This window comes from Sphingomonas metalli, from assembly GCF_014641735.1.
GTDB classification, from domain to species: domain Bacteria; phylum Pseudomonadota; class Alphaproteobacteria; order Sphingomonadales; family Sphingomonadaceae; genus Sphingomonas; species Sphingomonas metalli.
Map to the genome: position 1 here is coordinate 858,520 of NZ_BMIH01000002.1, position 12,671 is coordinate 871,190.

General features: G+C 65.8%; 13 protein-coding genes and 2 riboswitches. Of the genes, 5 read left to right on the forward strand and 8 right to left on the reverse strand.

The genetic code is table 11. The features are described from left to right. Nucleotides 1-334 precede the first annotated feature (334 nt). The 4 genes from IEX18_RS10065 to IEX18_RS10080 form a co-directional block, all read right to left on the reverse strand. Complete coding sequence (locus IEX18_RS10065) at nucleotides 335-796, reverse strand: c-type cytochrome (RefSeq protein ID WP_229664491.1); 462 nt, start codon at nucleotides 794-796, stop codon at nucleotides 335-337. A gap of 35 nt (nucleotides 797-831) precedes the next feature. Further along, a complete protein-coding gene (locus IEX18_RS10070; protein ID WP_007406293.1) occupies nucleotides 832-2,067 on the reverse strand; it encodes a molybdopterin-dependent oxidoreductase in 1,236 nt (411 codons plus the stop codon). Between the two features lie 89 nt (nucleotides 2,068-2,156). Then, nucleotides 2,157-3,308: a TDT family transporter gene (locus IEX18_RS10075; protein ID WP_007406242.1), complete on the reverse strand. Its 1,152-nt coding sequence runs from the start codon at nucleotides 3,306-3,308 to the stop codon at nucleotides 2,157-2,159. Continuing rightward, complete coding sequence (locus IEX18_RS10080) at nucleotides 3,305-4,177, reverse strand: LysR family transcriptional regulator (RefSeq protein WP_007406272.1); 873 nt, start codon at nucleotides 4,175-4,177, stop codon at nucleotides 3,305-3,307. Before IEX18_RS10080 ends, IEX18_RS10075 begins: the two co-directional genes overlap by 4 nt. Before the next feature lie 146 nt (nucleotides 4,178-4,323). Between IEX18_RS10080 and IEX18_RS10085 the strand changes: the two genes are divergently transcribed. Both IEX18_RS10085 and IEX18_RS10090 read left to right on the forward strand, forming a co-directional pair. After that, nucleotides 4,324-5,391, forward strand: coding sequence for a molybdopterin-dependent oxidoreductase (locus IEX18_RS10085; protein ID WP_007406227.1), 1,068 nt, complete (start codon nucleotides 4,324-4,326; stop codon nucleotides 5,389-5,391). A 56-nt stretch (nucleotides 5,392-5,447) separates the two neighbouring features. Then, entirely contained in the window at nucleotides 5,448-5,900 is a 453-nt protein-coding gene (locus tag IEX18_RS10090) for an MgtC/SapB family protein (protein ID WP_229664492.1), read from the forward strand. A 51-nt stretch (nucleotides 5,901-5,951) separates the two neighbouring features. Here IEX18_RS10090 and IEX18_RS10095 read toward each other — a convergent pair whose 3' ends face one another. From IEX18_RS10095 to IEX18_RS10110, 4 genes are read right to left on the reverse strand one after another with little or no spacing between them, the layout of a single operon-like run. After that, entirely contained in the window at nucleotides 5,952-6,722 is a 771-nt protein-coding gene (locus tag IEX18_RS10095) for an anti-sigma factor family protein (protein ID WP_188658594.1), read from the reverse strand. Then, entirely contained in the window at nucleotides 6,719-7,228 is a 510-nt protein-coding gene (locus IEX18_RS10100) for an RNA polymerase sigma factor (RefSeq protein WP_188658595.1), read from the reverse strand. Before IEX18_RS10100 ends, IEX18_RS10095 begins: the two co-directional genes overlap by 4 nt. Nucleotide 7,229: 1 nt before the next feature. Continuing rightward, nucleotides 7,230-8,669, reverse strand: coding sequence for a YncE family protein (locus IEX18_RS10105; protein WP_063690139.1), 1,440 nt, complete (start codon nucleotides 8,667-8,669; stop codon nucleotides 7,230-7,232). A 1-nt stretch (nucleotide 8,670) separates the two neighbouring features. Beyond that, on the reverse strand, nucleotides 8,671-9,036 hold the full coding sequence (locus IEX18_RS10110; protein ID WP_206434961.1) for a DUF305 domain-containing protein: 366 nt from the start codon (nucleotides 9,034-9,036) through the stop codon (nucleotides 8,671-8,673). Nucleotides 9,037-9,199: 163 nt separating this feature from the next. Next, nucleotides 9,200-9,276, forward strand: a riboswitch (Fluoride riboswitch). A gap of 23 nt (nucleotides 9,277-9,299) precedes the next feature. Here IEX18_RS10110 and IEX18_RS10115 point away from each other — a divergent pair. The 3 genes from IEX18_RS10115 (at nucleotide 9,300) to IEX18_RS10125 (ending at nucleotide 12,659) form a co-directional block, all read left to right on the forward strand. After that, nucleotides 9,300-10,658: a voltage-gated chloride channel family protein gene (locus IEX18_RS10115; protein ID WP_188658596.1), complete on the forward strand. Its 1,359-nt coding sequence runs from the start codon at nucleotides 9,300-9,302 to the stop codon at nucleotides 10,656-10,658. Between the two features lie 25 nt (nucleotides 10,659-10,683). Next, entirely contained in the window at nucleotides 10,684-11,019 is a 336-nt protein-coding gene (locus tag IEX18_RS10120; protein ID WP_188658597.1) for a DUF190 domain-containing protein, read from the forward strand. Nucleotides 11,020-11,166: 147 nt separating this feature from the next. Then, nucleotides 11,167-11,243: riboswitch (Fluoride riboswitch) on the forward strand. Nucleotides 11,244-11,267: 24 nt separating this feature from the next. Beyond that, a complete protein-coding gene (locus IEX18_RS10125; RefSeq protein ID WP_043060742.1) occupies nucleotides 11,268-12,659 on the forward strand; it encodes a voltage-gated chloride channel family protein in 1,392 nt (463 codons plus the stop codon). Nucleotides 12,660-12,671: the final 12 nt, after the last annotated feature.

The window sequence follows — 12,671 nt, forward strand, 5'->3', positions numbered from 1 at the left end:
GCGGGGGCAGCGTGGAGCCCCCCAAGCAGCGCAGCGCTGCCCCCGCTGATGCGATGACATGGCGGCTCTCGCCCTTGGACCCGCTGCGACAGCATCGGGCGCGAGGCCCAGTTGGTTTTCTGCCCAGGGTCTCGCTGGCCGTTCGTTTCTGAAAAGGTGGGTCGTGGCTTTTGGCTGCTGCTGTGGATGAACCGCCGCCAGCAGCCATCATGACGCGGGTTTGTGACACCTCGAGACCCGCGGAAGGCCGACGTCGAAGAGGTTGCGTCACAACCGGACGGCTCCGACACCGTCCCGATTGGGATGGTATTTCGGGATTATGGAAGTAGATCGGTTAGCCGGTTCCACCTGAGACATCAGGAGCCACTTTGGGGTCCGGGTCCTGCGCCTTGCCGGTCGCGGGTGCCACCTTCTGGCTCGGCATAGCGGTGAGATAAGCAACGATCGCATCGACGTCCTTCTCGGCCACTGGCGCCTTATACACCTCACGCATCTTGGTGACGGTCGCCTTCCACTGATCCGCCGATAGCGCAGGCTGGGTCAGCGCCATGCTGGCTGAGTGGCACGAGGTGCAATTGGCATTGATGACGTCGGCGTGCGGACCGTCGGGGTAGGTCGCGTCGTCGGCCGGCAGGTCGACGCTGGTCGAGGCAAGCGAGAAGCCGCGCGCTGACACGCTGGCGGCCGGTGCCGGCTCAGACATCTCGGAGATCGGAACGGGCGCCTTGCGGCTGCTCGGCGCGCCGATCGAGACGAGGATGATGCCGGTCAGGCCGATCAGGCCAGCAGCCATCATGCCGGGAGACGGAGTCTTCATGATTTGCTCGCTCCTCAGGCCGCGATGATGGTGGTGGTTTCAATGTTGCCGCGCATGAACCCGCCGGGATTCCAGATCGGCTTCATCGGCTGAGCGACACCGTTGGTGTTCCAGCAGCGCACCATGATGGGGTTAGGCCCGCGTCTCAGCGGCACCCGCCCGTCCCAGCGCCGGAAGCTGTACCTGCCCTCGTCCGCTCCGAGCGTCGTCCTGTACCAGGTGCGGCCACCGTCCGACGACACATCGACCTTGGCGACGCCGCAATCGCCGCCCATTGCGATGCCGCCGACCGGGATCGACGCTTCATAGGCGATCGCCTGACCATCGGGCAGGCTGGTCATCCAGCTACGCGGGATCATGCGATTGATCGGTACGGTCGGGAAGTCCTTGGCACCGGGCGCGACATTCGCGCCGGGTGTCGCGGGGATCTTGTAGGCCTTGGCCATCCAATACTGGTCGTCAGGGCCGGGCAGTACCTCGATCGCGTTCAGCATCTTGACCCAATAGGTCGAGTACCAGCCCGGCACGATCAGCCGGCAGGGAAAGCCGTTGAGGAGCGGCAGTTGCTCGCCGTTCATGCCGAAGGCGATCATGACCTCGCCGTCGCGGGCATGGTCGATGTCGAGTGCCTTCTCGAAGTCAGGAGCGCCCGCCACGACCGGCTGATCGAGAGCGCCGAAGCGCACCTGCACCGCGCCTGCCTTGACCCCGGCGAGGTCGAGCACGTCGCGCAGGCGAACGCCGAGCCACTTGGCGTTGCCCATCGCGCCATTGCCCCATTGCGCGCCGGCGACGCGCGGCTGGAACAGCCCGCGGCTGTTGCCCGAGCACTGGTTCACCGCCGCCATCTCGACCCGTGGAAGGCGCAGCAGCTGAGCGAGGCTGATCGACAGCGGCCGATTGACGTGGCCGAAGACGTTGAGGCGGAAACTTTCGACGTCGATCGAGGTCGGTATGTCGGCCCAGTGCCAGCGGACGAAGAACTGGTCGTTGGGCGTGAACACCGACTTGTCGAAGACCTCCATCGGCGTCTCCAGCAAGGGTGGATGGACGCGCTGGAGGATCATGCTGCCCTTGCCGGGAAAGGCGCTGGTCATCGGCCGCTCGGCATTGCCGCCGGGCAGCTTCAGGTCGACGAGCTGCTGCGCCAGTGCCGGCGCGGCGGCAAGGCCGGCGGTGCCGAGCGCGGCATGGCTGAGGAAGCGGCGACGGCTGGTCTCACTCGCCAGCCCGGCGTCGAAATTGTCCATGACAAGGCTCTCCTGTGGCCAGTCACGCTGGCGGATCGAAGGGGCATTCTGCAAGTGATCGGACCGACTGATCCGATCATCATGGCGGATCAGTTCGGGGTGGCGATGCAGGGCGAGACGAACAGGTTGCCCCGCCATGCACCGGCTAGCGTCTTGGCACCGACCAGCAGCCACATCGCCGCGAGCGCAACCGTCAGCACCGTGCCGACGATACCGAAAAACATAAGGTTCAGCGTCGTGCCGAGGCGGAAGGTGGCGACGGTGTAGACGCCGAGCGGGAAGGTGTAGCCCCACCAGCCGAGGTTGAACGGCACGCCCGCGCGCCAGTAGCGGATGGTGATAAGCGTCGCGAGCGCCAGCCACCACAGGCCGAAACCCCAAAGGCAGAGCCCGGCGACAACGCCGATCCCCTGCGCGACGGTGCCGACGCCGGCTAGCCCGTGCGCGGTGAGGATCGCCGGCGCATCCGCGCCGAGCACCAGCATGCCCAGAGCACCCGTGCCGATCGGCCCCAGCGCCAGCCAGGAAGATGCCGCCATGCTTTCATGCGGCAACTTGTGGAGTGCCATGCGCAGGATGAGGATGGCGAGGATGCCAAACGCGACCGGCACCGAATAGGCCCACAGCACATAGGAGGTCGCGAGCGTCACTATCTGCGCGTGGGGATCGGTTAGATGCGGCGCGAGCAGCCCGCCGCTGGCGCCCGCCACTTCGGCAGCGACGACCGGCAGCAGCCATACGGCGGTCATGCCGTCCAGGCTGTGCTCGTGGCGGGTAAACATCAGGTAGGGGATCAGCACGCCGCAGGCGAGCGACATGGCGACGTCGATCCACCACAGGATATGCGCGACCGGCACGATGCCATTTCCGAACCGCGCGATGCCGAAGGCGAGACAGCCGTTGATGATCGTCGCCAGCCCCATCGGAATGGTCCCGATGAACATCGACACGGTGTTGTGCCCGAAGATGCGCCGCGCCTCGTGCCCGAACATCACCCAGCGCGCGCCATAGAGGCCGGCGAACAGCGCGAAGAGCGCGATATTGAAGAACCACAACACCTCGCCGACAGGTTTAAGCGAAGGCCCGATGCCGGGCACCTGCGGCAGCGCGAGGGCAAGGATGCCCGTGCCCATCGTCGCGGCGAACCAGTTGGGCGTGAACTGGCGGATCATCTCGCGGGGGTGATCGAGCCGGCTGAGCGGCTTGAGGCCGCTGAGAACGGAGTGCGTGTCGGCAGTCATGCGACCTGCTCCTTGATGAGATCCGTCAGCGCGTCGGCCGCGCGGGTGCGATAGCGTTCCTTGTGGCGCAGCGCGTGAAAGGCGCGGTCGGGCAGCCCGAGCGGCAGCTCGACGAGATCGCCAGCCTTGAGCGCGCGCGCGACGACCAATCGCGACAAGACGGCAACGCCGGCACCGGCCTCAACGGCGGTGCGCACCGCCTCGTTGGACGGCAGCGTCATCGCTATCGTCAGCTGGGCCGGATCAAACCCGCGCGTTCGCAGCACGTCCTCGAAAGTCGAGCGCGTACCCGATCCCTGCTCACGGACGATCCAGCGTGTAGTGCGCAGCCAGGCCTCGTCGATGCGTTCGGCTTCCTCGCGGCCGACCAGCACCATTGGGTCATGCCCGACATTCCAGTGGGCAAGCGCCGGTTCGTCCACCTCGCCCTCGACAAAGCCGAGTTCCGCCGCGCCGCTCAACACCTGCGCTGCCGCGCCTTCGGTGTTGTCGATCGCCAGCTCGACCGCGATCTGTGGGTGGCGTTCGTGGAAGGCGGCGAGCTTTGCCGGCAACCAATAGCTCGCGATCGTCTGGCTGGCGACGATCCGCAACGAACCACGCGCGAGCCCGGCATAGTCCGCGAGCATCGTCTCGGCATGCGCTGCCCGCCCCAGCACCGCGCGCGCTTCCTCCAGAAAGCCGCGGCCTGCCTCGGTAAGCTGGATGCCACGCCCGACGCGGTGGAACAGCGGAACGCCGTAGCGCGCTTCGAGGGCCGCAACCGCCCCGGAGGCAGCAGACTGCGTGACGTTCAGCGCCTCCGCTGCCTTGGTGACGTGTTCGCGCTCCGCGACACCGACGAATATTCTGAGCTGCTCCAAAGTCATGCAGCATATATCGCGTACTTAGATCGATACGACCAACCGTTTGATATGGTCATTCCAATCTGGATATCGGAATGGTCGGCAGCCTTTCGTCTGCGATGGTCTCGAAGACTTGAAGCGTTACGCGTGCCCGCGACGTTTGATCGTCCATGACCGATATGATCGAGCGCAGTTCTGATCCCTACAATGCCGAGCCGACGCCCGGTGCGTTGATCGAGCGGTTTCTGACGCCGCAGGCGCTGTTCTACGTGCGCAGCCACGGGCCGGTGCCGGATCTGCCCGCCAATCATCGGATCGAGGTGAGCGGGAGGGGCATGGCGAGCCGCTTCTTCTCGGTGCAGGAACTGAAGAGCACGTTTGCCACGCGCACGGTAACGGCGGTTCTCCAGTGCGCCGGCAACCGGCGTACCGATCTCCAGCAGGTCGCCAACACCTCCGGCGATCCGTGGGACGTAGGCGCGATCGGCAATGCGGAGTGGACCGGCGTACGCTTGGCCGATGTGCTCGATGCGGTCGGCGCGCCGGATGCGTCCGAGCTGTTCGTGGCGTTCACCGGCGCGGACGAGGTGGACGTGGAGGGTGAAGAAGCCTTGTTCGGGGTATCGATCGCCATGAGCAAGGCGCGGGAGCCCGACGTACTCCTCGCCTGGGCGATGAATGGCGAGCCGCTGACGCCCGAACATGGCGCCCCGCTCCGCATGGTGGTGCCTGGCTATGCCGGGGTCCGCAGCGCCAAATGGCTGACACGGATCGAGGTGCGTGAAACGCCCTCCGAGGCACCGATCCAGGCGCACGACTACAAGCTCTTCCCCGCCGCTGTGACGAGCGACACCGTCGACTGGAGCCAGGGTCTGACGATCAATGCCATGCCGCTCAACGCCGCGATCTGCTCGCCCGGTGCGGGCGAGAGTTTGGCCGCCGGAGAGGTGCGGATTGAGGGATATGCCATTGCCTATGACCGCCGTATTTCTCGGATCGAAGTGTCGGTGAACGGCGGTCGCGACTGGCAACAGGCGACCTTCGCCGATGATCCGGAGACGCGCTGGGGCTGGCGGCGCTGGATCCTTGACGCCACACTTGCCAAGGGACGCCAGCACCTTGTCGCCCGTGCCTTCGACGAGACCGGGCAGGGACAGCCCGAGCGGCCGGATACGATGTGGAATTTCGCCGGCTATCTGTGCACCGCCTGGCATCACGTTCACGTGCTGGTCGAATGATCGAAGCATCAGCGGCACCGGACGTCGCTTTCTGGATCGATGCGATTGGCCGGCTGGTGGTGGCGACCGCGGCCGGGATGGTGCTCGGCTGGGAACGCTCGCGTGAGAACCGGCAGATCATGGGCCTGCGGACGCTGGGTCTGGTCGGTCTGGCGAGTTGCATCGCCGTTCAGGCGATCGTGCATAGTGGCTTGCCGAACGTGAACGCCGATGCCGCAGGACGGGCGATGCAGGGCATTCTGTCCGGCGTCGGCTTCATCGGTGCCGGTGCGGTGCTGCGGGTCGGCCAGGGTCAGGAAGTGCATGGATTGGCGACCGCCGCGTGCATCTGGGTGACAGCCACGATCGGCGCGGCAGCAGGGTTGGCGGTGTGGCCGCTCATCATCGGCGGGGTGAGCCTTGCAATGCTCGTCCTGTTCGTCGGCGCGCCGCTGGAACGCCGCATCCGCGAGCGAGCCCGTCTGACGCCGGCCGAGACCGACAGGAAGGATGTCGAGCGCAAGCCGTGATCGCGCTGGACCGCCCGGTGCCCGTCGGCGCCGGGAGGCGGCAAGGCGCTATCAGGACACAAGCGCGGCATCTGCCTGACGCCGGACTTCATCGGCGATCGGATGCAGTTCGGCCGCGGGTCGCTCGCCCACCACACTATAGCCGATCCCGTCGACCGCCCATGTGACCCGGCCCATGGTCCCGCTGGACGTGCTGGTCATGCTCGCGGTCTTGTCGATCTGCATGGGCCTCGTCAGCACCGCAAGTTTCGACGCTTGCGGTCCGTCGTAGAGGAGCAGTGCCGCAGGGCCGTGGGGCGTCGCGACCAGTCGCCCCCCGCCATAGCGATAGCCGGCCGTGCTGAGGTCCGGGATGGTCACGCGCTCACCCAATCGAGCGGACGTCCATCGGATCAGCATGGCGCGCTGGTCGGGGCCGATCTCCGCCGGTCGTATCCGGTCGGCGGCATAGACACGGAAATTATCACTCGCCTCGTTGGCCAGCGCCGCGATGCCCGCGCGGGGTTCGCCGCTCCACCGCGCGCTCGACCAGCCACCGCCAAACCCCAACGCCAGCAGAAGTGACGCGGCGATGGCGAGCTGCCAACGCGGTTGCCGTTGCCGTCCCCTGATGGCTGCGACGCGCATCGTCGCCGGGATCGGTTCATCCGCGACGGGGGCGAACAGGGATGCAAGGGCTCGCGCCTGCTCCGCCTGCTCTCGCAAACGGGCATGCACGTCCGGCTGGCCTTCAAGGTAAGCGTCGACCAGGCGCTGCCGCTCGGGCGACAGCCTGCCATCGATCCACGCGGCCAGATCGTCCTCGCCGATCGGGCTGGTCATTGCACGCTCCTCAATCGCGGCCGTTCACCCTCCCGGAGGAGCGTCGCCAGACGGTCGCGCCCCCGCGATATGCGCGACATCACCGTGCCCAGCGGCACCCCGACGACGGCAGCGACCTCCGCATAGGGCAGCCCCTCAACCGAGACGAGGAGCAGCACCGTTCGCTGTTCCTCAGGCAACGCATCAAGCGCGTGCAGCAGGTCGCGGTGGTGCAGGCCTGTATCCTGATCGGCCGGGCGGCCGAGCGCAGCGTCGTCCACGAGGTGGAGCGGAACCGCCGTGCCTCGCCGGTTATGCTGCCGCTGATGGTCGACCAACAGGTTGTGCAGGATCGTATAGACCCACGGGCGCACCTCCACGCCGCGTCGCTGTCGCCAGCGCCCGACTGCGCGCTCGAGGCAATCCTGCACCACGTCATCCGCCATCGCCCGATCGCGCAACCACGATCGGGCATAGCGGCGCAGGCCGGGGATCAGGGGTTCGATCGCGGCGGCAAGCGGGTCCATCTCAGTCGCGCTGCACCTGCACGATGCGACCCGGCGCGCCGTTCACCACCTCCGCGACAGCCAGAAAGCGCCGGGGCGCCGCGGTGCTGCCCTGAACGATCTGCCGGATCGGCCCCGATGCGTTGACGATCGCCGCACCTGCCGGGTTGCTCATGAAGTTCGCAAGCGGCTCTACCGCACCGCTGCCGTCCGCGTTGGCGGTCAGCACGAGCATGTAAGGCTTTTTGGGCTGCAAACCGGTAACGGCACTTTGCACGACCTGGATGATGCCCTGGTCGAAGAGGGTGATGCTGCTTGCCGCACCATTGCCGCCAACCGGCCCCATGGTCAGATGCACCGCCTTGCCGGCCGTACCGAGCGGTTGGAGATTGTCGGTGCCGGGGCCTGTCGGGACAGCGTTCGGCACATAGGCGATCGCCTGCGGTGCCTGTCCGACCGGCACGGTGGCGACCACCTTGTTGCCTGTGGTGTCGATTGCGGCGAGTTCATCGGCATTCTCCAGCCCGACATAGATGCGCCGGCCGTCGCCCGATGGCCAGACGCCGTGCGGCATCTTGCCGACCGGGATGGTGGCGACGGGCGCGAAATCGGACGTGCGGAACACCTTCACCGCGTTTTCCCCGCCTACCGTGACGTACGCGAACTGTCCCCTGACCGTGCGGGCGAAGTTGACGTGATTGGTGATCGGCCCGGTATCCAGCACCTTGAGGATTGCGAAGGGTGGCCTGGCATCGAATGCGACCGTCTTGCCGATGTCCTTCAGCGTGAACCACACCTGCTTGCCGTCCGGCGTCGCGGCGATGTTGGGACAGAATGGGCTCGGCTGTGCCACCTGTCCGACCTGCGCGTGGGTTGCGACATCGAACACGGCCAGCACCGGATTGAACGACGAACAGACATAGCCGTATCGGCCATCGGGCGAGAAGATCGTCATACCCGGACCACCGGGCGTCTTGATGCGCCCGGTTTCCTTGTACGTCGTAGGGTCGAGCACGGCGATATAGTCCTCGCCGCGGACGGTGACCCAGACTTCCTTGCCGTTCGGTGTAAAGAACGCCTCGTGCGGACTGCGCCCGACATAAGTCGTATGCTTGACGGTGTTGGTGGCGGTGTCGATCCACGACACGGCGTTCGATGCGATCGACACGACCGCGAGGGTCTTCCCGTCCGGCGAGAAGCCGAGTCCGTGAACCAGCACCTGCCCCTTGTAGAGCGGTGAAAAATTCATCGGCTGCGGATCGCCAAGCTTGATGACGCCGAGCAGCCGGTTGTCGGCCGGGTCGGTCACCGACACCGTGTTGGAGAATTGTTCGGATGCATAGACGCGGTCGCGGTGGCTGACAGGCACGTCCCTGGCGTTCCACGGCGCCTGCTGGGCCATGGCGATGCCCGGTGCGGCGCTTATCAGCAAGGCGGCCGAGCGCAGGATGGTCCGGATCATGTCAGTGCTCCATATGGCTGTGGTGGTCACCGCCCTGCGTCGGGGCTGGCGTCGAAGGGGGTAGCGGCTGACCGATCGCCAGCTTCATGGCGGCGATCTCCTGCTGCTGATCGATGATAATTTCCTGCGCGATGCGCTTGAGCTGCTCGTTATGGCCGTAGCGCAGCTCCGCCACCGCCATATCGATGGCACCCTGATGATGCGGAAGCATCATCGCCACGAAGTCGCGGTCGACGTCACCGGACGGCTTGACCATCATGCCCGCCATCATCCGGTCCATCGCGACAGACATCATGGTAGCGTAGCCATCGGCGGGGGCGGCCGCGACTGCGCCGGTAAGTAGGGCCGAGGCCGTCAGACCCAGCATCCAATCTCGTCTACGCATAAGCCTCCAGCGCATCGGTCTCGAAAGCGTAGACGATGCTCGTCGGGGTTTATTCCGTGGCCAAAGCCATTTTATCGGTCCTCACCAAAACGATAGTCTCATGCTTCTGCGGTTGGTTGACCGGGTCGCGGTCGGACAGCATATGCGCAGGCACGGCGATGGATTTCCGCCGGGCCATTCGGTCGAACCGCCCTCGCAAGGGCCGATGATTCCTACCAGGCGCCGCAAGGCAGCAAGGAGGAATCGTGCGCGCGACATTTCGCAATCTCTATGACCAGTTCAACATGGCAGCGTTCATTCGCGATCGCCGCACCCATGCCACGTCGGTACTGCGGTTGGCTTTGATCCTGGTCCCGATGGCCGCAGCGGTGGGAACGCTCTGCGCGGCCTTCCTGCGGAGCCTCGACGCCGTAACCCGGCTTCGCTTCGCCTTTCCCTGGCTGCTCTACCTGCTGCCGATCGGCGGGTTCGTGGTCGGACTGCTCTACCATCTGACAGGGCGCTCGGTCGAAGGCGGCAACAACCTCATCGTCGAGCAAATCCACGAACCGGGGGGCGGCGTGCCGCTGCGCATGGCTCCGCTCATCTTCTTCGGCACGGTCGTGACACATCTGTTCGGGGGATCGGCGGGACGTGAAGGCACCGCCGTGCAGTTGGGCGGCAGTCTTGCCAGCGGGTTTGGACGCGCGCTCAGATTGGATGCGGAAGCGACACGCACCCTCCTTATGACCGGGATCGCGGCTGGGTTCGGCGCGGTCTTCGGGACGCCGATTGCGGGCGCGGTCTTTGCACTGGAGGTGCTGGCGATCGGTCGGGTCGAGTATCGCGCGCTGGTGCCATGCCTGGTCGCGGCGCTGGTCGGTGACTGGACCTGTCTTGCCTGGGGCATTCATCACGGCGTCTACCATGTCGATGCGCTGGTGCCGGTCGACGCGCTGCTCGTCGCCAAGGCCGGTGTCGCCGGCATTGCCTTCGGTCTGACCGGGCTGACCTTTGCCGAGGCCAATCACGCGCTGGGCGGATGGTTGAAGCGCGTGATCCCCTATGGCCCACTACGACCCGTTATCGGCGGGCTGGCCGTGATTGCGCTGGTCTGGCTGCTCGGAACCCGCGACTATCTTGGCCTGGGTACGCTCGCCGCGACACCGGACAGCCTGACCATCGCCAGCTTCTTTGGTCCCGATACGCACTCGTGGAGCTGGGCGCTGAAGCTGCTCTTTACCGTCGTGACCCTGAGCGCGGGCTTCAAGGGGGGCGAGGTCACGCCGCTGTTCTTTATCGGCGCGGCGCTCGGCAATGCGCTCGCGCCGATGTTCGGAGTACCGTCGGGGCTATTCGCAACGATCGGCTTCGTCGCGCTGTTCGCGGGCGCGGCCAACACACCGCTGGCTTGCACGTTCATGGGGATCGAGTTGTTCGGCGCGGCCTATACGGTGCCGATCGCAGTCGCGTGCTTCGTCGCCTACCTCTGCTCAGGCCACAACGGCATCTACCTGTCGCAGCGCGTCGCTGTGCCAAAGGTACCTGCCGCACACCTCACACCCGACGCGACCCTGCGCGATGCCCGCACGCACCGCGCTTCTCGCCGGCGCACGCGCGCCTGATCCTGTTTCCTGTCGAAAGCCCGTCATGCCCAATCGTTTCACCGTCCATCACCGCGAAGTCGGGATGCTGCGCATCTATCTGAAACCGTCCGACAAGATCGGCCCGCGTCGCTTCTGGGGGGCAAAGCCGCTCTATCGCGAGCTGATTCGCACCGCGAAGGCGGACGGCATCATCAACGCCGTCGCGCAAAATACCCATTACGGCTTCAGCAATCACGAACCGATCCGGGAGAACGGCTCGGAAATTGCCGATCCGCATCTGACGATCTGTGTCGAACTGGTCGGCGATCGCGATCAGCTCGACCTTTTCTGTCGCCGTCATGGCGATCTGCTCGGCGACAAGGTGATCGTCTACAACTAACTGGAGCATTGGACGATCACGCGCCAAACTGAGCGAGCCAGAGCTTGATCGGCGTTCCCGGTTGGGAAACGACCAACGACATGGCCAAGGCTTCCCCGCAAGGATGGTATTTCGGGAATTGACGTTGCTGCATTGCAGCGACATATATCTCTTCAAGGCGATGGATTTCCGCCGGGTCGTCTGACCGAACCGCCCTAGCAAGGGCCGATGATTCCTACTTGGCGCCGCAAGGCAGCAAAGGAGGAATCGTGCGCGCGACGTTTCGCAATCTGTACCATGAGTTCAACGTGGCGGCGTTCTTTTGCGACCGGCACGACCATGCCATGTCGGTGGTTCGCTGGACGCTGATCCTGCTGCCGATGGCGGCGCTGGTCGGGACGTTGTGCGCGGCTTTCCTATGGAGCCTCGATGCCGCTACACAGGCCCGCTTCGATCATCCGTGGCTGCTGTATCTCCTGCCCGTGGGCGGGGCAGCCGTCGCGTTTCTCTATCATCACACCGGGCGCTCGGTCGAAGCCGGCAACAATCTGATTGTCGAGCAGATCCATGAGCCCGGGGGTGGCGTACCGCTCCGCATGGCACCGCTGGTGTTCCTTGGCACGATCGCGACGCATCTGTTCGGCGGCTCGGCGGGACGCGAGGGAACCGCCGTGCAGCTCGGCGGCAGTCTCGCCAGTGCCATCGCCGGCCTGTTCCGTCTCGATGCATCCGGTATTCGCATCCTGCTGATGGCCGGCGTCGCGGCGGGCTTCGGCGCGGTGTTCGGCACGCCCTTGGCAGGCGCGGTGTTTGCTCTTGAAGTGCTGGCGCTTGGCCGCGTCGAATATGGCGGGATCATTCCGTGCTTGCTCGCCGCGCTGGTCGGGGACTGGACGTGTCATGCCTGGGGCATCCACCACACGCCTTATCACATCGCCTATGCCGCCCCCGCCACGGGCGCGCTGCTGGTCGAGCCGCTGATGCTCCTCAAGGCGACGATCGCGGGCGTCGCCTTCGGGTTCGCCGGCCTCGTCTTCGCCGAAGCGAACCACGCATTCGGCGGCTTCCTCAAGCGCCGCATACCTTACGGACCGGCCCGTGCCGCTCTGGGCGGCGTCCTGGTCATCGCGCTCGTCTGGATCGTCGGCACCCGCGCCTATCTGGGTCTGGGCGTATGGTCCGCCATCCCCGGTGATCCTACGATCGCGGGCTTCTTCAGCGGCCCGGTCGATCGGTGGAGTTGGGCGCTCAAGATGCTGTTCACCGTCGTGACGCTGAGCGCAGGCTTCAAGGGCGGCGAGGTGACGCCGCTGTTCTTCATCGGTGCCGCGCTCGGCAACGCGCTGGGGTGGCTGCTCGGTGCACCGCTCGACCTGTTCGCAGCGCTCGGTTTCGTCGCCGTGTTCGCCGGGGCGGCCAACACGCCGCTGGCCTGTACGATCATGGGGATCGAGCTGTTCGGCGCCACCCATGCCGTGCCGATCGCGGTGGCCTGTTTCGTCGCCTACATCTGCTCGGGCCATAACGGCATTTACCTGTCGCAGCGGATCGCCGTGCCCAAGCGTCCCGCCCGCGCTCATACCGGCACCTTAACGCTGCGCGACGCCCGCGCATCCCGCCGTAGCCGGCGTCCTTCCAACACCGTCAAGGAGCATAACTGATGCCCCACAAGG

Bases quoted from the DNA above. Each gene is read 5' to 3' on its own strand.
- IEX18_RS10095 (WP_188658594.1), bottom strand. From the start codon at position 6,722: ATGACCAGCCCGATCGGCGAGGACGATCTGGCCGCGTGGATCGATGGC.
- IEX18_RS10085 (WP_007406227.1), top strand. From the start codon at position 4,324: ATGACCGATATGATCGAGCGCAGTTCTGATCCCTACAATGCCGAGCCG.
- IEX18_RS10105 (WP_063690139.1), bottom strand. From the start codon at position 8,669: ATGATCCGGACCATCCTGCGCTCGGCCGCCTTGCTGATAAGCGCCGCA.
- IEX18_RS10070 (WP_007406293.1), bottom strand. From the start codon at position 2,067: ATGGACAATTTCGACGCCGGGCTGGCGAGTGAGACCAGCCGTCGCCGC.
- IEX18_RS10110 (WP_206434961.1), bottom strand. From the start codon at position 9,036: ATGCTGGGTCTGACGGCCTCGGCCCTACTTACCGGCGCAGTCGCGGCC.
- IEX18_RS10075 (WP_007406242.1), bottom strand. From the start codon at position 3,308: ATGACTGCCGACACGCACTCCGTTCTCAGCGGCCTCAAGCCGCTCAGC.
- IEX18_RS10120 (WP_188658597.1), top strand. From the start codon at position 10,684: ATGCCCAATCGTTTCACCGTCCATCACCGCGAAGTCGGGATGCTGCGC.
- IEX18_RS10065 (WP_229664491.1), bottom strand. From the start codon at position 796: ATGATGGCTGCTGGCCTGATCGGCCTGACCGGCATCATCCTCGTCTCG.
- IEX18_RS10100 (WP_188658595.1), bottom strand. From the start codon at position 7,228: ATGGACCCGCTTGCCGCCGCGATCGAACCCCTGATCCCCGGCCTGCGC.
- IEX18_RS10080 (WP_007406272.1), bottom strand. From the start codon at position 4,177: ATGACTTTGGAGCAGCTCAGAATATTCGTCGGTGTCGCGGAGCGCGAA.